The organism is Streptomyces sp. NPDC091371, from assembly GCF_040684275.1.
Lineage (GTDB): Bacteria > Actinomycetota > Actinomycetes > Streptomycetales > Streptomycetaceae > Streptomyces.
The window spans coordinates 40,624-59,846 of record NZ_JBFBFP010000027.1; the positions used below are offsets into that span (position 1 = coordinate 40,624).

At 71.1% G+C, this 19,223-nt stretch carries 19 protein-coding genes; 5 read left to right on the top strand and 14 right to left on the bottom strand.

Annotated elements, in window-relative coordinates; genetic code table 11:
• Positions 1-14: 14 nt before the first annotated feature.
• The 5 genes from AB0O21_RS25795 to AB0O21_RS25815 form a co-directional block, all read right to left on the bottom strand.
• Positions 15-1,097: an NDP-sugar synthase gene (locus AB0O21_RS25795; protein WP_365174459.1), complete on the bottom strand. Its 1,083-nt coding sequence runs from the start codon at positions 1,095-1,097 to the stop codon at positions 15-17.
• Between the two features lie 299 nt (positions 1,098-1,396).
• Positions 1,397-2,953 carry an FG-GAP-like repeat-containing protein gene (locus AB0O21_RS25800; RefSeq protein ID WP_365174628.1) on the bottom strand — a complete coding sequence of 519 codons (1,557 nt, stop codon included), beginning with the start codon at positions 2,951-2,953 and terminating at the stop codon, positions 1,397-1,399.
• Between the two features lie 143 nt (positions 2,954-3,096).
• Positions 3,097-3,738 (bottom strand): hypothetical protein, encoded by a 642-nt coding sequence (locus tag AB0O21_RS25805; RefSeq protein WP_365174462.1) that lies wholly within the window; start codon positions 3,736-3,738, stop codon positions 3,097-3,099.
• Between the two features lie 304 nt (positions 3,739-4,042).
• Positions 4,043-4,261 carry a hypothetical protein gene (locus AB0O21_RS25810; RefSeq protein WP_365174465.1) on the bottom strand — a complete coding sequence of 73 codons (219 nt, stop codon included), beginning with the start codon at positions 4,259-4,261 and terminating at the stop codon, positions 4,043-4,045.
• A complete protein-coding gene (locus AB0O21_RS25815; protein ID WP_365174468.1) occupies positions 4,261-4,578 on the bottom strand; it encodes a hypothetical protein in 318 nt (105 codons plus the stop codon). Before AB0O21_RS25815 ends, AB0O21_RS25810 begins: the two co-directional genes overlap by 1 nt.
• Positions 4,579-4,759: 181 nt before the next feature.
• On the opposite strand from AB0O21_RS25815, the gene AB0O21_RS25820 reads away from it, so the two are divergent.
• Complete coding sequence (locus AB0O21_RS25820; protein WP_365174470.1) at positions 4,760-4,993, top strand: winged helix-turn-helix domain-containing protein; 234 nt, start codon at positions 4,760-4,762, stop codon at positions 4,991-4,993.
• A 55-nt stretch (positions 4,994-5,048) separates the two neighbouring features.
• On the opposite strand, the gene AB0O21_RS25825 is transcribed toward AB0O21_RS25820, so the two are convergent.
• Positions 5,049-6,206: an acyl-CoA dehydrogenase family protein gene (locus AB0O21_RS25825; protein ID WP_365174473.1), complete on the bottom strand. Its 1,158-nt coding sequence runs from the start codon at positions 6,204-6,206 to the stop codon at positions 5,049-5,051.
• A 211-nt stretch (positions 6,207-6,417) separates the two neighbouring features.
• Between AB0O21_RS25825 and AB0O21_RS25830 the strand changes: the two genes are divergently transcribed.
• Positions 6,418-7,761 (top strand): UDP-glucose/GDP-mannose dehydrogenase family protein, encoded by a 1,344-nt coding sequence (locus AB0O21_RS25830; protein ID WP_365174476.1) that lies wholly within the window; start codon positions 6,418-6,420, stop codon positions 7,759-7,761.
• Between the two features lie 70 nt (positions 7,762-7,831).
• Here the strand turns inward: AB0O21_RS25830 and AB0O21_RS25835 are convergent, their stop codons facing one another.
• The gene (locus AB0O21_RS25835; protein ID WP_365174479.1) at positions 7,832-8,335 is read right to left on the bottom strand and encodes a CGNR zinc finger domain-containing protein; all 504 of its coding nucleotides are present in this window, start codon (positions 8,333-8,335) and stop codon (positions 7,832-7,834) included.
• Positions 8,336-8,429: 94 nt separating this feature from the next.
• Between AB0O21_RS25835 and AB0O21_RS25840 the strand changes: the two genes are divergently transcribed.
• On the top strand, positions 8,430-8,792 hold the full coding sequence (locus AB0O21_RS25840) for a VOC family protein (protein ID WP_365174482.1): 363 nt from the start codon (positions 8,430-8,432) through the stop codon (positions 8,790-8,792).
• Positions 8,793-8,802: 10 nt separating this feature from the next.
• Here AB0O21_RS25840 and AB0O21_RS25845 read toward each other — a convergent pair whose 3' ends face one another.
• The 4 genes from AB0O21_RS25845 to AB0O21_RS25860 form a co-directional block, all read right to left on the bottom strand.
• Entirely contained in the window at positions 8,803-9,888 is a 1,086-nt protein-coding gene (locus tag AB0O21_RS25845) for a membrane dipeptidase (RefSeq protein WP_365174485.1), read from the bottom strand.
• A gap of 410 nt (positions 9,889-10,298) precedes the next feature.
• Positions 10,299-11,477: a dipeptidase gene (locus AB0O21_RS25850; RefSeq protein ID WP_365174487.1), complete on the bottom strand. Its 1,179-nt coding sequence runs from the start codon at positions 11,475-11,477 to the stop codon at positions 10,299-10,301.
• Positions 11,474-12,010 carry a 5-(carboxyamino)imidazole ribonucleotide mutase gene (purE, locus tag AB0O21_RS25855; RefSeq protein ID WP_365174490.1) on the bottom strand — a complete coding sequence of 179 codons (537 nt, stop codon included), beginning with the start codon at positions 12,008-12,010 and terminating at the stop codon, positions 11,474-11,476. Before purE ends, AB0O21_RS25850 begins: the two co-directional genes overlap by 4 nt.
• Positions 12,007-13,146, bottom strand: a complete 1,140-nt coding sequence (locus tag AB0O21_RS25860) for a 5-(carboxyamino)imidazole ribonucleotide synthase (protein WP_365174493.1) — start codon at positions 13,144-13,146, stop codon at positions 12,007-12,009. The genes purE and AB0O21_RS25860 overlap by 4 nt, the downstream gene beginning before the upstream one ends.
• 187 nt (positions 13,147-13,333) lie before the next feature.
• Here AB0O21_RS25860 and AB0O21_RS25865 point away from each other — a divergent pair, with 187 nt between their 5' ends.
• Entirely contained in the window at positions 13,334-13,882 is a 549-nt protein-coding gene (locus AB0O21_RS25865) for a GtrA family protein (RefSeq protein ID WP_365174496.1), read from the top strand.
• Positions 13,883-13,903: 21 nt separating this feature from the next.
• On the opposite strand, the gene AB0O21_RS25870 is transcribed toward AB0O21_RS25865, so the two are convergent.
• Both AB0O21_RS25870 and AB0O21_RS25875 read right to left on the bottom strand, forming a co-directional pair.
• Entirely contained in the window at positions 13,904-15,169 is a 1,266-nt protein-coding gene (locus AB0O21_RS25870; protein WP_365174499.1) for an ATP-binding protein, read from the bottom strand.
• 13 nt (positions 15,170-15,182) lie between these two features.
• Positions 15,183-15,860, bottom strand: a complete 678-nt coding sequence (locus AB0O21_RS25875) for a response regulator transcription factor (RefSeq protein ID WP_365174501.1) — start codon at positions 15,858-15,860, stop codon at positions 15,183-15,185.
• 491 nt (positions 15,861-16,351) lie between these two features.
• Here AB0O21_RS25875 and AB0O21_RS25880 point away from each other — a divergent pair, with 491 nt between their 5' ends.
• Positions 16,352-17,848: an oligopeptide:H+ symporter gene (locus tag AB0O21_RS25880; protein WP_365174504.1), complete on the top strand. Its 1,497-nt coding sequence runs from the start codon at positions 16,352-16,354 to the stop codon at positions 17,846-17,848.
• Between the two features lie 66 nt (positions 17,849-17,914).
• On the opposite strand, the gene AB0O21_RS25885 is transcribed toward AB0O21_RS25880, so the two are convergent.
• The gene (locus AB0O21_RS25885) at positions 17,915-19,222 is read right to left on the bottom strand and encodes a hypothetical protein (protein WP_365174507.1); all 1,308 of its coding nucleotides are present in this window, start codon (positions 19,220-19,222) and stop codon (positions 17,915-17,917) included.
• Between the last annotated feature and the right edge of the window lies 1 nt (position 19,223).

The following is a 19,223-nucleotide window of genomic DNA, read 5'->3' on the forward strand; positions in this document are numbered from 1 at the left end:
CTCACTGAAGTTGGTCACCGGTCGGAGGAGAAGCGGACCGCGGCGTCGGGGAGTTCAGCCTCGCACCACACCCGCACCCCTGCGCGAAGTTCGTTGTCAGCTCCTACGACGGCACCGTCACCGATGACCGCGCCGTTCACCACCGTGCGCGAGCCCACCGAGGCACCGGCACCGATGAGGCTGGCGCTCACCACCGTGTCCGGGCCGAGGGTCGCACCGTCCAGCACGATGGAGCCCTGGACGACCGCGCCCGATTCGATGCGGGCGCCGGCACCCACAACGGTACCGCCAGAAAGCTTGGCTCCGTCAGCCACCTGGGCACCCGGAAGCACGAGGGCCTCACCACGCGGGCCGGGGACCGCCGGGGAGGAGACGACGCCGCGGACGAGGTCGGCGGAGGCCTGGACGAAGGACTCGGGCTTGCCGAGGTCCAGCCAGTAGGTGTCCTCGGTCACGCCGTGCAGCTTGGCTCCGGAGGCGAGCAGACCGGGGAAGGTCTCGCGCTCGACGGACACCGGGCGGCCGGCCGGGATGGAGTCGATCACGCTGCGGCGGAAGACGTAGCAGCCGGCGTTGATCTGGTCGGTGACGATCTCCTCGGGGGTCTGCGGCTTCTCCGTGAAGGCCAGCACCCGCCCCTCGGAGTCGGTGGGGACGAGGCCGAACGCGCGCGGGTCCTCGACCCGCACCAGGTGCAGGGAGACGTCGGCGTCGGCCGCCTTGTGGGACTCGACGAGCCCGGCTATGTCCAGGCCGGTCAGGATGTCGCCGTTGAAGACGAGGACGGAGGAGTCCGGGCCGCCGGTGAGGCGCTGCGCGGCGTTGCGGATGGCGCCGCCGGTACCGAGGGGCTCGTCCTCGACCACGTACTCGAGGGTGATGCCGAAGTCGGATCCGTCGCCGAAGTAGGGCTCGAAGACCTCGGCGAGGTAGCAGGTGGCCATCACGATGTGGGTGACACCGGCGGCGGCGGCCCTGGCTATCTGGTGGGCGAGGAACGGCACACCGGCGGCCGGCACCATCGGCTTGGGGGTGTTGACCGTCACGGGGCGCAGTCGCGTCCCCTGCCCTCCGACCAGCAGGATCGCTTCCGTCATTGTTTTCTCCCCAACCGGTTCGGGCGTACGAAGGTTCAAAGTTAGCCCATGCGGGGGCGTACAAAGATCCGAGGCGGGCCGCTCCGGCCACCTGCCGTCCGCCCCCGGCCCCGAGTGCCGCCCGCGCCTACGGCGCGCCCCCCATCATGCCCTGAACGGGAAGGGCATCTGCACGATGTCGGGTGGGAGGGGGGAAGGCCCGCGACGTTGTTGCGGATTCGGTATGCCACCGCGTCGGTGTCGTTGCCGTGCGCGACGGCACCGGGCTTCCGCCCCTCCCCTTCTTCTTCGTCCGTGCGTCAGACGACGGTGCCGAGGGAGGTCCAGCCGCCGCCGGCGCCGGAGTCGCCGCCGTTGAAGAGGTAGACCTCCGCGCTGTCGCCGGTCCCCGAGAGGAAGTAGTCGGCGTGGGTGTCACCGTTGAAGTCCGCGAGCTGCACCTTGCTCTGCACGGTCGTCAGACCGGCCGCGATCTGGCCGAGCGATCCCCAGCCGCCGTTCAAGTCACCGCCGCGGTTCACGTGGGCGACGACGGCGCCGTTGGGGTTGATCGTGACGTAGTCGGCCCGGCCGTCGCCGTCGATGTCGGCGAGGCGGACGCGGGAGCGATCACTCGTGGTGCCGGTGGCCACCTGGTTCAGGGCATGCCAGCCGCCGCCGGTGTCGCCGCCGCGGTTGAGGTAGACCGTGACGGCGCCGTTGTCGCCGAACGTGGTGTAGTCGGTCTTGCCGTCGCCGTCGTAGTCGGCCCAGCGGACCTTGTCCTGGGTGCTCGTGACGCCTGTGCCGACCTGCCCGGCGTACGCCCAGCCGCCGCCGGCGTCGCCGCCGCGGTTGAGGTAGACGACGATGCTGCCGTTGGTGTTGAGGAGGATGTAGTCGGTCTTGCCGTCACCGTCCCAGTCGGCGAACCGGACTCGTGAGCGGTCGGTCGTGAGGCCGCTCGCGACGCGGAAGGGGCCCTGCCAGCCGCCGGCGTTGTTTCCGCCGCGGTTCAGCTTGACGTCGACGGCGCCGTTGTCGGCGACGAGGATCTGGTCGGCCTTGCCGTCACCGTCCCAGTCGGCCCAGCGCACCCGGGCGGCGCCGCCGACCTCGTTGCCGGCCCGCGGGGCGCGCGGCGGCATCCAGCCGTCGGTGACGGCCTGCTCCAGGGCCTGGTGATAGACGGCGGCCATCTTGGCGTAGCCGGCGTCGATGGGGTGCAGACCGTCGAACATTTCCGTGGCGGCGATCACCTGGGCCGGCTCCGCGTAGCGGAAGTGCTGGCCGGCCGCCCGGCGGGAGGCTTCCTGCCCGCGGATGACCGCGTTGAAGGCGGCTGCGCGCTCCTCCTGGTCGACGGTGGACGTCAGCAGACCCTGGACGATGACCGTGACACCGGGCTTTCGCGCCTGTATCCCGTCGATGAGCGCGGACAGCCGGTTCGCCGATTCGACCGGGTCGTTGACGAGGGCGCCGGTTTCCTTGTTCGTCTCACGCAGGTCGTTGATGCCCAGGTGGAGCAGGACGACGTCCGGGTTGGCGGCGGACTGCCACTGGGCGACATACGACGAGACCATCCCGATGGTCCATCCCTGGTGCCCCTCGTGTTCGGGGTCGGCGAAGTGGCCGAAGGACTCGGACCCGCCGAGGTCGGGAAGGTACCGGGACTGACCCGACATGAGGTTCCACAGGGGCTGCCTGTATCCGCCGTCGCTCTCGCTGTAAGCGCCATGGGTGATGGAGTCACCGAGCGGCATGATGCGCAGGAGCGGCGGAGAGGGCTGTGGGGCTGCGGCGGCCGGGGTGGCGCCGAGTCCGAGGAGGGCGGCGCCTGCGAGCAGGGCAAGGCTGAGGTGCGCGGTGCGCTTCATCACGGGTCTGGGACCTTCGGTGGAGAGGAATTGCGACGCGGGGCGTCTTCGCATGACAGGGCGGAGCGGGCGGAGCGGGCGGCTGGGAAACCGGGGAAACCAGAGGTTTCAAGAACCCGGGAAACCCGGCGGCCGCGGCGAGGTCAGCCGGTCACGCGGAGTTCGACGATGACGTGGCCCGTGGCACCCAGCGGCTCATCGACGACGCGCACGTAGCTGTTCTTGCGGACTACGGCGTTCGAGGTGGTGGCGCCCGAGACGAGCTTGGCGCTCGCGGAGTGCGCGCCGGTGTCGATGGCGAAGACCCGGTCCAATTCGAAGGTGACCCGGCCGGTCCGCGAAACGACGTTAAAGCAGTACATGGGCTTCCGCTTAACGGCGGGGTCCTCGTAGGTGTACACGCGAATCTGGGAAGCGCTGACTCCGCATTCGGCGAGGGTGATTCCGCCGTCTCCGCGAACGAGCTTGATTCCGTCCTTCGCGAGGATTTCTGCGGAATTCGGGTAGGGGGACTCCGCCGCGGTGGGCGCCGGCGCCGAGGCAGTGGCCGATGCCGAGGGCGACGGCGAGACCTTGGCCGTGGCCGACGCGGAGGGCGAGGCGGTCGTCGAAGCAGATGCCGAGGTCGAGGCCGATGCCGATGCCGAGGCCGAGGGCTTCGCGAGCGCCGCGGGGTCCGCCGCGGAGGCGCCCGACCCGTCGGCAGCCGCCGCATAGGCGCCGAAGGCGCAGAGCGAGGTGACCGCTACTGCGGCCATGACGGGTTGACGCACGCGGGAGAACACCGAGCAGGGTCCTTTCAAGGACGGAAGGGTCAGCAGGCCAAAATTACTTGGATCTTGGTGGTTGTCAAACGTCTTATCAGCCCGCGGACCACCCCCACGAAAAAGGCCCGGCCGGGAAATCCCGGCCGGGCCCTTCCGCGCAAGAATCAGGGAAGGTTGCGCGCCGCAGCACCCCGCGCGAGAGCCGATCGAAGGCCCGGGCATACAGCGGCTGCTCCCCGGTTCGCCTCGGACGGGCACCGCATTTCGTAGCGGTGGTGACGTGCTCACCGAACCGCTCCAGCCCCGAACCGTGGGCTCGCGACTACGGGGCCTGCTCCTCGTCCTCGTCCGGCCAGTGATCCCAGCCGGGCTGGAGGAGGTCGAGGGCGTCCGGCGGGCGGGGGATATCCGGGGCGCACTCGGGGCAGGCGTAGACGTTGAATCCCGGGCCCGAGCCGGCGTGCACCTCGGAGACGACCACCGGGTCCGTGGTGAGCCGCTCGCAGCGCACACACATCCGGATGGGCTGGCGAACGGTCATCAGGCCGCCCCTCGTGCGCCGACGAGGTGGGTGTCGAGGTCGATGCCGAAGTCGGCAGCGAGCAGCATGGCCAGGCGTCGCTGGCGCTGCCGGGCGCGTTCCTCGCGTTGCTCGTGGACGCGTACGTACGGGCGGATCAGCGGTGTTTCGTCGCCGTCGAGCGGTCCGTCGAGCCCGTACGGGGAGCGCGGCACCGGGAGCGGGTGGGTACGCGGCCGGGGTGTGGGGGCCTGCGGGTGGGCGCGGTGTGCGGCTCCGGTGCTCGGCCCGAACCACAGCCTCGCCCACAGGACGAGGGCGCGGATAAGGTCTGCCATGTCGGTCTGCTCTCTTCAGATCGGCCATGCCCCGGGACGGTTGCAGCCGTCGCCGGGGTCCTTCGTGTCGAGCGTACCCCCAACTGCGTCCCTCTGCACCCCACTGCGTCCTACTGCGTCCCGACGCGGTGGGACGCGTCCGCACGATGCCCGCCGCGCAGGAGCGCGGCAGGGTGGAAGGATGAGCAACGGCCTCCCGCAGTACGAGTACGTGAAGCTGGCAGACGCGATCGCCGCCGACATCGCCTCCGGCAAGCTGCCCGCGGGCGCAGCGTTGCCCGGCGAGCGGGCGATGACCGAGCTCTACAAGGTCAGCATCGGAACCGTCCGGCGGGCTGTCGCCGAACTGCGGACGCGCGGGCTGGTCGCCACGCTGCCCGCGAAGGGGACGTACGTCGTCGGACAGCCCGAATAACGCGAACGGCCCCGGCATCAGCCGGGGCCGTTCACATAAGCGCAGGTCAGACGGGTTACGGCAGGTTGCGCGCCATGACGATGCGCTGGACCTGGTTCGTGCCCTCGTAGATCTGCGTGATCTTCGCGTCGCGCATCATCCGCTCGACCGGGTAGTCGCGGGTGTAGCCGTAGCCGCCGAGGAGCTGGACGGCGTCCGTGGTGACCTCCATGGCCACGTCGGAGGCGAAGCACTTGGCCGCGGCGCCGAAGAAGGTCAGGTCCGAGTCGACGCGCTCCGACTTGGCGGCGGCCGCGTACGTCAGCTGGCGGGCGGCCTCGATCTTCATGGCCATGTCCGCGAGCATGAACTGCACGCCCTGGAAGTCGCCGATCGGCTTGCCGAACTGCTTGCGCTCCTGGACGTAGCCCTTGGCGTAGTCCAGGGCGCCCTGGGCGATGCCGAGGGCCTGGGCGGCGATGGTGATGCGGGTGTGGTCGAGGGTCTTCATCGCGGTGGCGAAGCCGGTGCCCTCGGCGCCGATCATGCGGTCGGCGGGGATGCGCACGTTGTCGAGGTAGACCTCGCGCGTCGGGGAGCCCTTGATGCCGAGCTTCTTCTCCGGGGCGCCGAAGGAGACGCCCTCGTCGCTCTTTTCGACGACGAAGGCGGAGATGCCCTTCGAGCGCTTCTCCGGGTCGGTCACGGCCATGACCGTGTAGTACTCGGAGACGCCCGCGTTGGTGATCCAGCGCTTCACGCCGTTGAGGACCCAGAAGTCACCGTCGCGGACCGCGCGGGTCTTCATGCCGGCCGCGTCCGAGCCCGCCTCCGGCTCGGAGAGGGCGTACGAGAACATCGCGTCGCCCTTGGCCAGCGGGCCGAGGTACTTGGCCTTCAGCTCCTCGGAGCCGGAGAGGATCACCGGGAGCGAGCCGAGCTTGTTGACGGCCGGGATCAGGGAGGAGGAGGCGCAGACGCGGGCCACCTCCTCGATCACGATCACCGTGGCGAGGGCGTCGGCGCCGGCGCCGCCGTAGGTCTCGGGCACGTGGACGGCGTGCAGGTCGTTGGCGACCAGCGCGTCGAGGGCCTCCTGCGGGAAGCGCGACTCCTCGTCGACGGCGGCGGCGAACGGGAGGATCTTCGCCTCGCAGAGCGAGCGGACGGACTCGCGGAGCATGTCGTGCTCCTCGGCCGGGCGGTACAGGTCGAAGTCGGCAGAACCCGCCAAGATCTCTCACTCCCCAAGGGTGGTGCGTTGCGTGATGCTAACTACCGTTAAGTAACCCAAGTTTAGTCGCCGCCCGCCGGGCAACGGTATGGACGGCCCGCGTGAGCTGCGTGACAGAGGGGTGATCGGGGACGCCCTCCGGGGACCGTCCCCCGCCGCGGGCCCGACTATGCTCAGTGGCCGCAAACGGCCCCGCACCTCTGGAGCACCCATGGCCCCCCTCAGGATCACTGTGATCGGCACCGGATACCTCGGCGCGACCCACGCCGCGGCGATGGCGGAGCTGGGGTTCGAGGTGCTGGGCCTGGACGTGGTGCCGGAGAAGATCGAGCTGCTGGCCTCCGGCCGGGTGCCGATGTACGAGCCCGGGCTGGAGGAGCTGCTCGCCAAGCACGTGGCCGGACTGCCGGGCTCCACGGGGCGGCTGCGGTTCACGACCTCCTATGAGGAGGTCGGCGAGTTCGGCGACGTCCACTTCGTCTGCGTGAACACCCCGCAGAAGCACGGCGAGTACGCGTGCGACATGTCGTACGTCGATGCCGCGATGGCCTCGCTGGCCCCGCACCTGACGCGGCCGGCTCTGGTCGTCGGCAAGTCGACCGTGCCGGTGGGCTCGGCGGAGCGGCTGGCGGCGAAGCTCGCGGAGCTCGCCCCGGCGGGCGCGGACGTGGAGCTGGCGTGGAACCCGGAGTTCCTGCGGGAGGGCTTCGCCGTGCAGGACACCCTGCACCCCGACCGGATCGTGGTCGGCGTCCAGGGGGAGCGCGGCGAGAAGCTGCTGCGGGAGGTGTACGGGACGCCGATGGCCGAGGGCTCCCCGCTCGTGGTCACCGACTTCCCGACCGCGGAGCTGGTGAAGACGGCCGCGAACTCCTTCCTCGCGACGAAGATCTCCTTCATCAACGCGATGGCGGAGATCTGCGAGGCCGGCGGCGGCGACGTGGTGAAGCTGGCGGAGGCGATCGGCTACGACGAACGCATCGGCGCGAAGTTCCTGCGCGCCGGCATCGGGTTCGGCGGCGGCTGCCTGCCCAAGGACATCCGGGCGTTCATGGCGCGGGCGGGCGAGCTGGGCGTGGACCAGGCGCTGACCTTCCTGCGGGAGGTCGACTCCATCAACATGCGGCGCCGCGGGCACATGGTCGAACTGGCCCGGGAGGCCGTGGGCGGTTCGTTCCTCGGCAAGCGGGTCGCCGTGCTCGGAGCCACCTTCAAGCCGGACTCGGACGACGTACGGGACTCGCCCGCGCTGAACGTGGCCGGGCAGATCCACCTCCAGGGCGGGCAGGTCACCGTCTACGACCCCAAGGGCATGGCCAACGCCCGGCGCGTCTTCCCCACGCTGGGGTACGCGGACTCCGCGCTGGAGGCGGCGCGGGGGGCGGAGGTCGTGCTGCACCTCACGGAGTGGCGCGAGTTCCGCGACCTCGACCCGGCGGAGCTGGGGGCCGTGGTCACGGACCGGCTCGTGCTGGACGGCCGCAACGCGCTGGACCCCGCGGTGTGGCGGGCGGCCGGGTGGACGTACCGCGCGATGGGGCGCCCCCGGGCCTGACGCCCTGCGGGCGGCCCCGCCGGGATACGGTGCGGCGCCGCTGCCGGGGCTCCGCCCCGGACCCCGCTCCTCAAACGCCGGAGGGGCTGGATTTGCCCCGGTACTTCCGCATCTTGGCGCGGCTGCCGCAGATCGCCATCGTGCACCAGCGGCCGCGGCCCGCGGGGCTGCGGTCGTAGTAGGCCTCCTGGCAGTCGTCCGCCACGCACGCCTTCAGGCGGGGCCAGGTGCCGGCCGCCGCGGCTTCGGCCAGGGCCTCGGCCGTGCGGGTGAGCAGGGTCGGCCCGCCCAGCGGGGCGAGGGTCGCGGCGCCCGACGCGTCGATGCGCACCGCCAGCGGGGCCGCGGCGAGGAGGCGGTTCAGGCGCTCCTCGGCCCCCGGGCCCAGCTCGTGGCCCGCGTGGGCCAGCAGCGCCCCGCGCAGCGCCTCGCGCAGCTCCGCCGCTTCCTCGAGGGCGGCTCCGGACAGGCCGAACTCGGCCGCGAGGCGGTCGTCCCCCGTGTCCACGCTCCGCGTGTTGACGAGGCTTTCCACCAGCGCGAGACCGCCGGGTGCCGGTGCGCGTCCACTCATGACACCGACGTTACCCCTTGGAGGGAAGCAGGGGTAACGCGTAGGCTGTGGTTACCGGTAAGAGACCCTTGCCGGTAACCACGAGGAGAGAACCATGGCCATCGCCAAGCTCGGCACCGTCGTCCTCGACTGTCCCGACCCGCTCGCCCTCGCCACCTTCTACGCCGGCCTCCTCGGCGGGAGCCCGAGCCCCGAGGACGAGACCTGGGTGGAGCTGGAGGGCCACGAGGGCACGCCGCTCGCCTTCCAGCTGGCCCCCGGGCACGTCCCGCCGAACTGGCCCTCGCCCGAGGGCTCGCAGCAGTTCCACCTGGACCTGACCGTCGAGGACCTCGACGCCGCGGAGGAACACGTCCTCGCCCTCGGGGCCAAGCCCCTGGACACGGAGGACCACGGGCGCACATGGCGGGTCTACGCCGACCCGGCCGGGCACCCGTTCTGCCTCTGCGGCTGCTAGACCCGGGGCTCTAGGTGCGGCGGTGTCCGGCGGCGCGGGCCGTGAATTCCGCGTCGCGCAGGACCCGCTGGGCATTGCCCCAGGTCAGCAGGGCCAGGTCGGGCTCCGACCAGCCGCGGTCCATGAGCTCCGCGATCAGCTTCGGGTACCCCGAGGGGTCGGTGAGGCCGGCCGGGCGGGGGCTGCCCGGCTCGGAGCCGAAGGCGGCGCCCAGTCCGACGGCGCCCGCGCCCGCGACGGCCCGTACGTGGTCCACGTGGTCGGCCACCGCGTGCAGGGAGTCCCCGGTGCGGGCGGTGTCGAAGGTGACCATCGCCAGACCGCCGGCGTCCCGCAGGGCGAGCAGGACCTCGTCGGTCACGTTCCCGGGATGCGGGTTGAGGGCGGCCGCGCCCGTGTTCGAGACGACCACCGGCGCCTTGGACGCCGCCGCGAGCTGGCAGGCGGCCGCCGGCTCGCAGCCGGCGAGGTCCAGCAGGATCGAGAGCCGGTTCGCCTCGCGGACCACCTGGTGCCCGAAGGCCGTCAGCCCCTCCTGCGACGCCCAGTCCGCTCCCGCGGGCGCGAGGATCCGTACGCCCAGGGTGTGGAAGGCGCGCAGGGCGCCGAGGGAGTCGGTGAGCGCGCTGCCGGGCACCGGGCCGAGGAACGAGGCGATCCGGCCGCGGTTGCGGGCGTCGGCCATGTCGTCGGCGCTGAGCGCGAGGAGCAGGCTGTCGGGGTAGCGGCGCATCAGGGCCAGCGCCACGTCGATCTGTTCCAGGGTCTCGGACACCACGTCCTCGGGCGGCCGGCCGGGGGGTACGAGCAGGGACCAGAACTGGGCCCCCACTCCCCCGGCGCGCAGCCGCGGGATGTCGGTGTCCACGCCGGCTTCCGGGGTGTCGATGTCGTGGTACGGGCTCTGGCGCAAGGTCCAGATGAGCGTGTTGCAGCCGTCCGCGACGGGATGGACGGAGAGCAGCTCGGCGGCGCGGTCCAGCGCGGCGGCCACGGGTGGGGTGGAGGTGGTGGAGGTGGTGGAGGTGGTGGTGGAGGCCGGGGGGTCCTCGGCTCCGATGCCCACTGAGTGGGGTTCATCCTGCAGGTCGGCCATGGCGTTCGCTCCGGTCTCGGCGGCAGCAGGGAGAGATGGTGCCACCGTGACACGCGGGGCGTGTGTGGCGCCCGGCGGGCGTGGCGTTCGGGTGGCCGCCGTTGCCCTGGCCGGGCGGGTGCGGGGCCGCTGCGCGGAGCTGCTCCCCGCCCCGCCCTTCCACCGTTCCCCGGGCGCTGCCCGGAGCCCGCGCCTCAAACGCCGGCGGGGCTGAAAGACCCTGGGGCTCCGCCCCAGACCCCGCTCCTCAAACGCCGGAGGGGCTGGAATTGCCCTGCGGGCAATCCAGCCGCGCCTGGCGGGCGGCATCAGCCAAATCCAGCCCCGCCGGCGTTTGAGGCGCGGGGGTTCGGGGGCGGAGCCCCCGACAGCGGCGCCGCGCCCGGGGGAGCCGGGGCCGGCCGCAGGATCTACGGCACCGCGTTCGACGGGCCGCGCGTGGCGGACAGGGCGCGGGAGACCGATTCCGCGTCGCGGAGGGCGCGGACCGCGTTGGACCAGGTCAGCTTCGAGAGGTCCTCGCGGGACCAGCCGCGGGTCAGGAGTTCCGCGACCAGGTTCGGGTAGCCCGCCACGTCGTCCAGGCCGGACGGGGTGAAGGCCGTGCCGTCGTAGTCGCCGCCGATGCCGATGTGGTCGATGCCCGCCACCTCGCGCATGTGGTCCAGGTGGTCGGCCACCGTCGAGGCCGTCGCCACCGGGCGCGGGCGGGCCTCCTCGAAGGCCCGGTGCAGGGCCATCGCCTCCGGGGTGGTGTCCAGGTGGTGGAAGCCGTGGGCGCGCAGGTTCTCGTCCGCGGCCAGGGTCCATTCCACCGCCGCCGGGAGGATGAACTTCGGGACGAAGGTGGCCATGGCCACGCCGCCGTTGGCCGGGAGCAGGGCCAGCACGTCGTCCGGGATGTTGCGCGGGTGGTCGCAGACCGCGCGCGCGGAGGAGTGCGAGAAGACCACCGGCGCGGCCGAGACGGCGAGCGCGTCGCGCATCGTCGTCTCGGCGACGTGCGAGAGGTCCACCAGCATGCCGACGCGGTTCATCTCGCGGACGACCTCGCGGCCGAAGTCGGTGAGGCCGCCGTGCCGGGGCTCGTCGGTCGCCGAGTCCGCCCAGTCGATGGTGTCGTTGTGGGTGAGCGTCATGTACCGCACGCCCAGCTGGTGCAGGGCGCGCAGGGTTGCAAGGGAGTTGTTGATGGAGTGGCCGCCCTCGGCGCCCATCAGGGAGGCGATGCGTCCGCTCGCGCGGGCGGCCTCCATGTCGTCGGCCGTCAGGGCCCGGACCAGGTCGCGGGGGTAACGGTCGATCAGCTGGGAGACGACGTCGATCTGCTCCAGGGTGGCGCTGACCGCCGTGTCGCCGGCGTAGTCGGAGCGGACGTACACGGACCAGAACTGCGCGCCGACCCCGCCGGCGCGCAGCCGGGGGATGTCGGTGTGCAGGTGGGCGGACTGGTCGCCCGCGATGTCCCGCTGTGCCAGGTCGTAGCGGACCTGCTCGCGCAGCGCCCAGGGGAGGTCGTTGTGGCCGTCGGCCACCGGGTACTCGGCGAGCAGCTCACGCGCCTCCTCCAGGCGCCGCGCCGCGCTCACTTGGCGAACCCGAAGGACTCCGCGCCCGCGACCTTCGTACGCAGCCGCTTGCCCTTCTCGGTGGCCTGGTCGTTCAGCTCCTGCTGGAAGTCGCGCATGCGGGCGAGGAGGTCCGGGTCCTGCGTGGCGAGGATGCGGGCAGCGAGCAGGCCCGCGTTGCGCGCCCCGGCGACCGAGACGGTGGCGACGGGAACCCCGGCCGGCATCTGGACGATCGACAGCAGGGAGTCCATGCCGTCCAGGTACTTGAGGGGGACGGGGACGCCGATGACCGGGAGCGGGGTGACCGAGGCCAGCATGCCGGGCAGGTGGGCGGCCCCGCCCGCGCCCGCGATGATCGCCTTGAGGCCCCGGTCGGCGGCCTGCTCCCCGTACGCGACCATCTCGCGCGGCATCCGGTGCGCGGAGACGACGTCGACCTCGTAGGGGATCTCGAACTCGTCGAGGGCCTGGGCGGCGGCCTCCATGACGGGCCAGTCCGAGTCGGAGCCCATGACGATGCCGATGAGGGGAGCGCTTGCGGAGGTGCTCATTCGGTGACCGTTCCTCTGAGGTAGTCGGCTGCGTGGCGTGCGCGCTCAAGGACATCGTCCAGGTCGTCGCCGTACGTGTTGACGTGGCCGACCTTGCGGCCGTGTTTCACGTCCTTGCCGTACATGTGGATCTTCAGCTGGGGGTCGTGGGCCATGCAGTGCAGGTACGCCGCGTACATGTCGGGGTAGTCCCCGCCCAGCACGTTCGCCATGACCGTCCACTTGGCGCGGGGGCGCGGGTCGCCCAGCGGGAGGTCCAGGACCGCGCGTACGTGGTTGGCGAACTGGGAGGTCACGGCCCCGTCCTGGGTCCAGTGGCCGCTGTTGTGCGGGCGCATCGCCAGTTCGTTGACCAGGATCCGGCCGTCGGTGGTCTCGAACAGCTCCACGGCCAGGTGGCCGGTCACGTCGAGTTCCTTGGCGATGCGCAGGGCGAGGGCCTGGGCCTGGCCCGCGAGCTCCTCGGAGAGGTTCGGGGCGGGCGCGATGACCGTGTCGCAGACCCCGTCCACCTGGACGGACTCCACGACGGGATAGGCCACGGCCTGGCCGTGGGGGGAACGGACGATGTTGGCCGCGAGTTCGCGGACGTAGTCCACCTTCTCTTCGGCGAGGACGGGGACACCGGCCTTGAAGGGCGCTTCCGCGTCCTCCTCGCTGCGTACGAACCACACGCCCTTGCCGTCGTAGCCGCCGCGCACGGTCTTGAGGATGACGGGGAACCCGCCGACCTCCGCCGCGAAGGCCGTCACGTCCACCGGATCGCTCACGATCCGGTGGCGGGGGCTGGGCGCGCCGATCTCGTCGAGCTTGGCGCGCATCACCCCCTTGTCCTGGGCGTGCACCAACGCGTCGGGCCCCGGGCGGACGGGGATGCCGTCCGCTTCCAGGGCCCGCAGGTGTTCGGTGGGTACGTGCTCGTGATCGAAAGTGATCACGTCGCAGCCGCGTGCGAAGGCACGCAACGTATCCAGATCGCGATAGTCGCCGATGACGACGTCGCTCACGACCTGGGCCGCCGAGTCCTGTGGGGTGTCACTGAGGAGCTTGAATCTGATGCCGAGGGGGATACCCGCCTCGTGGGTCATGCGGGCGAGCTGACCGCCGCCGACCATGCCGACTACCGGGAACGTCACTCCTCCAGGGTATCCGGCGGGATTCCGCCATATGGACGTGGCCTGGCGCACACCTGCTGGTGTGCCGTGCGTCGCACGGTGCCGCAAGGCACAGACGGAGCACAGGGGGGACACTTAACATGGCTGGGTTGACAGAGAACACCAAACGTCCCTGCCGGGGGCGGTGACGGACAGGACTGGCCTACTGATGAGCACACCGGGGAACGGATCTGTCCTCGAACGCATACGCGGTCTCGTACGGGAGGTCGCCAAGTTCGGGGCGGTCGGCGGTCTGGGTGTGCTGGTCAACCTGGGTGTCTTCAACCTGATCCGCAGCACCACCGACCTCCAGGTGGTGCGTGCGAGCGTGATAGCCACCGTCGTGGCCATCGCCACGAACTACCTCGGCTTCCGCTACTTCGCCTACCGCGACCGCGCCCAGAGCGACCCCGCCGGGCGCACGCGCGAGCTGCTGCTGTTCGCGGCCTTCAGCGCGATCGGCCTGGTCATCGAGAACGGCGTGCTGTACGTCGCCACGTACGGCTTCGGCTGGGACGGACCGGTCGCCAGCAACGTCTTCAAGTTCCTCGGCATCGGGACGGCCACCGTGTTCCGTTTCTGGTCCTACCGCACCTGGGTCTTCAAGGCCCTACCCGTGGGCACGACGCCCGCCGAGCCCATGCCCGAGCCGGCGCCGCTGCCCAAGCCCGACCGCAGGCCCGACCCGCTGCCCGAGCCGGAGCCCGCGAACAACTAGGGCGCCCCTGCCAGCCCCGCGCTAGCGCACGGTCTCCTCGGGTTCCGCCCGCTGCGGCGCCGTCCGGCTGAGGAACAGCGCGAACACCGGCGGCTGTGCCTGGAGCAGTTCGAGGCGTCCGCCGTCCGCCTCCGCGAGGTCCCGGGCGACCGCGAGGCCGATCCCGGTGGAGTTGCGGCCGCTGATGGCCCGCTCGAAGATCCGGTTGCCGAGGTCCGGCGGGACCCCCGGGCCCTCGTCCGTGACCTCCAGCACCGCCTGGTTCCCGACGACCCGGGTACGCAGCGCGACCGTACCGCCACCGTGCATGAGCGCGTTCTCCACGAGGGTCGCCAGGACCTGCGCGACCGCGCCCGGGGTGCCGACGGCCCGTACGCCCTGCTTGCCGGAGCGCACGATGGCCCGGCCCGCGCTGCGGTAGGCCGGCCGCCACTCCTCCACCTGCTGTTTGACGACCTCGTCCAGGTCGAAGGGGACGGCGGAGCCCGTCTGCGGGTCCCGCGAGTTCGTGAGCAGCCGCTGCACCACGTCCGTGAGCCGCTCCACCTGGGTGAGGGCGATCGACGCCTCCTCCCGGACGGTCTCCAGGTCGTCGGTGACGGTGATCTCCTCCAGCCGCATCGACAGCGCCGTGAGCGGGGTGCGCAGCTGGTGCGAGGCGTCGGCGGCCAGGCGCCGCTCGGCGGTCAGCATGCGGCCGATCCGCTCGGCGCTGGAGTCGAGCACGTCCGCGACCCGGTCCAGCTCGGGCACCCCGTACCTCTTGTGCCGGGGCCTCGGGTCGCCCGAGCCGAGGCGTTCCGCCGTCTCGGCGAGGTCGGTGAGCGGGGAGGCGAGCCGGTTCGCCTGCCGTACGGCGAGCAGTACGGCCGCCACGACGGCGAGCAGAGCCACCGCGCCGACCACGGCCAGGGTCCGCCCGACCTCCTTGGTCACGGTGGAGCGGGACGCCTCGACGACGACCGTCTCGCCCTGCTCGCCGCGCGCGCTGCCGCGGATGACGTCGTCGGCGATCCGGTCCCCGACCTCCACGGCCGGCCGGCCGGGGAGGGTGATGCGGGCGTAGTGGCCGGCGTCGAGCTGCTCGGCGAGCGCGGCGTCGTCGACCGGCGTCTTCTCCAGGACGTTGGCCTCGACGATGCCCACCAGGCGCAGCGCCTCGGACTCGATCCGGTCCTGGGCGCTGTTGGTGATCGTCCGGGTCTCCACGATGACCAGGGAGACCCCGAACACGGCGATCACGACGAGCACCACGGCGAGCGTGGAGTTGATCAGGCGGCGGCGCATGGCTCAGTACGCACTAGCTCTTCTCGAAGCGGAAGCCGACGCCCCTGACGGTGGCGATGTAGCGGGGGTTCGCCGCGTCGTCGCCGAGCTTCTTGCGCAGCCAGGAGATGTGCATGTCGAGGGTCTTGGTGGAGGACCACCAGGTGGTGTCCCAGACCTCGCGCATGAGCTGGTCGCGGGTGACGACCCGGCCGGCGTCGCGGACCAGGACCCGCAGCAGGTCGAACTCCTTGGCGGTGAGCTGGAGCTCCTCCTCCCCCATCCACGCGCGGTGCGATTCCACGTCGATCCGCACGCCGTGGGTGGCGGGGGCCTGGTTGGCCTCGGCAGAGCCGCGCCGCAGCAGGGCCCGGACGCGGGCCAGCAGCTCGGCGAGGCGGAAGGGCTTGGTGACGTAGTCGTCGGCGCCGGCGTCGAGGCCGACCACCGTGTCCACCTCGTCCGCGCGGGCGGTGAGCACGAGGATCGGGAAGCCGTGGCCCTCGGCACGCAGTCGGCGGGCGACTTCCAGGCCGTCCATGCCCGGCAGGCCCAGGTCCAGGACGACGAGGTCGACGCCTCCCTGCAGTCCCGCGTCCAGGGCGGTGGGGCCGTCCTCCCGGACCTCGACCTCGTACCCCTCCCGGCGCAGTGCGCGGGCCAGGGGTTCCGAGATGGATGCGTCGTCCTCGGCGAGCAGTACACGCGTCATGTGGGTGATGGTAGTCCGCGGCGGGTGAATCGAGGCGCCTGCCGTCGCACCCCTGCCGAACTGGCCTTATGGACTACTAAAGGCCTTCGAATATGCCCAATCGGTTCCCGCTTAACCTGTGATCCATCTCTCAAGTCCTTTCATATGCTCCACTGTCGTGTCGTATGGTGGCGAGACGCCTGATGCACTACCTCAGGGACCTTTGTGCCAAAACGAGCCGAAGGTCTCTATTTCTGTCCTGACCGGACAGTGCAGTCTTGATGGACTCACCTGTCCGGGCTTGATGACAGTGAATGACCTATGGGCCGGGCCCGCCGCGCGAAGGTGCGCGAGCGGGCGTGGATCCCGGTTACGGATGTTCCTTCGCCCCCCACTTCACGGGGCGAGACCCCCGGGCGTGGGGTGGGAGGTCCGCCGCCGGTGCCGGCCACTCGTCCCGGGCGCAGTTCCGCTCACGAAGCGAAGCGTCCCGAGCAAGCAAGGATCGACCCATGGCTTCCAGCCTGACGAGGGCCTCGGCGGATACCTCCGCCGAGAAGACCTTCCTCGGCCACCCCAGCGGCCTCGCCTTCCTCTTCATGACCGAGATGTGGGAGCGCTACAGCTTCTACGGCATGCGCGCGCTGCTCGTGCTCTACCTGGCCACCAACGTGGCCGACGGTGGTCTCGGGATGAACGACGCGACCGCGGTCGCGATCTACTCCGTGTACAACGCGATGGTCTACCTGCTCGCCCTCCCGGGCGGCTGGCTGGGTGACCGCGTGTGGGGCGCCCGCAAGGCCGTGGCCGTCGCCGGCGTCGTGATCATGACGGGTCACTTCCTGCTGGCGGTGCCCTCGTCCGTCTCGTTCTTCATCGGCCTGGCGCTGATCGCCGCCGGTTCGGGCGTGCTGAAGGCCAACATCTCCACGATGGTCGGCCAGCTGTACCGGGACAAGAACGACCCGCGCCGTGACGGCGGCTTCACGATCTTCTACATGGGCATCAACCTCGGTGCCTTCGTCGCGCCGCTGACCATCGGCTACGTCGGCCAGGAGGTCAACTGGCACCTCGGCTTCGCGATGGCCGGTGTCGGCATGGCCCTGGGTCTCGCCTTCTACTTCTTCGGCTTCCGCCACCTGAACCCGGTCTCGAACACCGTTCCGAGCCCGCTGAGCGCCGCCGAGAAGTCCTCCGTCGTCAAGAAGGGCCTGATCTGGCTGGGCGTCGCCGTCGCCGCCTACGCGGCCATCGGCCTGGCCGGCATCTTCACGATCAACTACGCGCTGTGGCCGCTGACCATCGCCGGTCTGGTGCTCCCCGCCTGGGCGATCCTGCGGATCAAGCGCGACAAGGACCTCTCCACCGTCGAGCGGTCCCGCATGTCGGCGTACGTCTGGTTCTTCGCCGCCGCCGCGATCTTCTGGGCGATCTACGACCAGACCGGCTCCACGCTGGCCCTGTTCGCGAAGGACAGCACGGACAGCACGCTGTTCGGCTTCAACTTCCCGGAGAGCTGGTTCCAGTCGCTGAACCCGCTGTTCGTGATGGCCCTCGCCCCGCTCTTCGCGATGCTGTGGGTGGCCCTCGCCAAGCGCTCCAAGGAGCCGACCACCCTCGCGAAGTTCTCCTTCGCGCTGGTCATGATCGGTGCCTCCTTCGGCGTCATGATGGTCGCCCAGGGCATGGCCGGCGGCGACGCGAAGGTCAGCCCGATGTGGCTGGTCGGCGTGTACTTCATCCAGACCGTCGGTGAGCTCACCCTCTCCCCCGTCGGCCTGTCGCTGACCACCAAGCTGGCGCCGCAGAAGTACGCCTCCCAGATGATGGGCGTCTTCTTCCTCGCGGTCACCGCCGGTGACTCGGCCATCGCGCTGCTCCAGCTGATCGGCGCCCCGACGGACACCCAGGGCTGGTTCGCCTCCCAGGGCGTGCTCGCCGTCCTCGCCGGCATCGCGATCTACATGTACCGCAAGAAGGTCCAGCCGCTCATGGGCGGCGTGCACTGACGCACCCGCTAGGCACAGCAGAACGGCCCGGCACACCGGAAGGTGTGCCGGGCCGTTCTGCTGTGCCTAGCGGGTGCCGCGCAGGCGGCGCCACGGGGTGAAGGTGAACACCGCGCCGCCGAGGAGGATCACGGTGCCGGCGACCAGGGCGAGGGCCTTGATGCCGCCCTCGTCCTCGGCTCCGGTCTCGGCCAGACCACCCGAGGTGGTGGTGCTGGTCGTGGTGGTGCCGGCGCTGGTGGAGCCGCCCGGCTGGGCGGTGGTGTCCAGCTCCAGCGAGACGCCGCTGCTGGTCGCCTTGCAGGGAACGTTGATCGGCGTGGCGCCCGGTGCCATCGTGACGTCGATCGTCAACTGGTCCGGGCTCAGCGTCACCTTGCCGGTCTTGCCGGGCTTGTAGGTACCGGTCATGTCGCTGAGGCTGACCGGGGCCTTGTCCGGGATCGGCTCCGCGTTGGCCGGGCCGGAGACCTTGACCATGCCGCTGTCCGCGCCGCCCAGCTTGACGTTCATCGAGGGCTTGAGGGCTCCTGCGGGCAGCGCCATGGGCGCGGCCATCGCGCCCTTCGCGGTCTTGACCGTCAGGTCGTAGCTGCCGCCGTTCTTCTTGGCGTTGATCGTGACCGGGGTCTTGATGCCCCCGGGAACGACCGGACCGCAGTCGAAGGCCACCTCGACGGCCTTGCCCGGGAAGTCGGTCTGGCCGCCGTTCCCGGCGGTGGTGCCGCCGGAGGAGCTGGTGCCGCCGCTGGTCGTCCCGCCACTGGTGGTGGTGCCGCCGCTGCCGGTGGTCCCGCCGCTGGCGGTCCCGCCGCTGGTGGTCCCGCCGCTGGTGGTCCCGCCGCTGGAGCCGGCCGCCACGTCGATGGTGGCCCCGACGCCCACGTCCCCGGTCGGCGCGCACTTGGTGACGAACGTGCCGAAGGAGAAGGTGACGGCCACGTCGTACTTGCCGGGGGTCAGGGTGATCTTCCCGGCCTTGGTCAGCTTGAGCTTGCCCTTCATCGGCGACATCTGCATGGGCGCCTTCTTGGGGATCGGCGGGTTCTTCTTCTCCCCGACGACCTTGAGCTCGCCCATCCCGCCGCCCAACGCGATCCAGCCGGTGGGCTGGACCGCGTTCTCCGGGATGTCCATCAGGTCGGTGTTGTTCGAGGCCGGTTTGACGGTCTCCCACACCACGTCGACCTCGTCACCGACCTTCGCGGTGGCCGGGGCCGTGATCTTGGCCGTGGTCTCGCCCTCGACCGGGTCGCCACCGCCGGCCGGCGGAACGCACTTCACCTTGAACGTGGTCTCCGCGGCCTGGGCGGGGGAGGCCCCAATGGCGATACCCGCGCCGCCGAGCAGCAGCGCGACCACTGCCGCGCTCACC

Bases quoted from the DNA above. Each gene is read 5' to 3' on its own strand.
- AB0O21_RS25795 (WP_365174459.1), bottom strand. From the start codon at position 1,097: ATGACGGAAGCGATCCTGCTGGTCGGAGGGCAGGGGACGCGACTGCGC.
- AB0O21_RS25830 (WP_365174476.1), top strand. From the start codon at position 6,418: ATGGCCCCCCTCAGGATCACTGTGATCGGCACCGGATACCTCGGCGCG.
- AB0O21_RS25845 (WP_365174485.1), bottom strand. From the start codon at position 9,888: ATGGCCGACCTGCAGGATGAACCCCACTCAGTGGGCATCGGAGCCGAG.
- AB0O21_RS25815 (WP_365174468.1), bottom strand. From the start codon at position 4,578: ATGGCAGACCTTATCCGCGCCCTCGTCCTGTGGGCGAGGCTGTGGTTC.
- AB0O21_RS25835 (WP_365174479.1), bottom strand. From the start codon at position 8,335: ATGAGTGGACGCGCACCGGCACCCGGCGGTCTCGCGCTGGTGGAAAGC.
- AB0O21_RS25800 (WP_365174628.1), bottom strand. From the start codon at position 2,953: ATGAAGCGCACCGCGCACCTCAGCCTTGCCCTGCTCGCAGGCGCCGCC.
- AB0O21_RS25880 (WP_365174504.1), top strand. From the start codon at position 16,352: ATGGCTTCCAGCCTGACGAGGGCCTCGGCGGATACCTCCGCCGAGAAG.
- AB0O21_RS25840 (WP_365174482.1), top strand. From the start codon at position 8,430: ATGGCCATCGCCAAGCTCGGCACCGTCGTCCTCGACTGTCCCGACCCG.
- purE (WP_365174490.1), bottom strand. From the start codon at position 12,010: ATGAGCACCTCCGCAAGCGCTCCCCTCATCGGCATCGTCATGGGCTCC.
- AB0O21_RS25820 (WP_365174470.1), top strand. From the start codon at position 4,760: ATGAGCAACGGCCTCCCGCAGTACGAGTACGTGAAGCTGGCAGACGCG.
- AB0O21_RS25875 (WP_365174501.1), bottom strand. From the start codon at position 15,860: ATGACGCGTGTACTGCTCGCCGAGGACGACGCATCCATCTCGGAACCC.
- AB0O21_RS25870 (WP_365174499.1), bottom strand. From the start codon at position 15,169: ATGCGCCGCCGCCTGATCAACTCCACGCTCGCCGTGGTGCTCGTCGTG.
- AB0O21_RS25810 (WP_365174465.1), bottom strand. From the start codon at position 4,261: ATGACCGTTCGCCAGCCCATCCGGATGTGTGTGCGCTGCGAGCGGCTC.
- AB0O21_RS25865 (WP_365174496.1), top strand. From the start codon at position 13,334: ATGAGCACACCGGGGAACGGATCTGTCCTCGAACGCATACGCGGTCTC.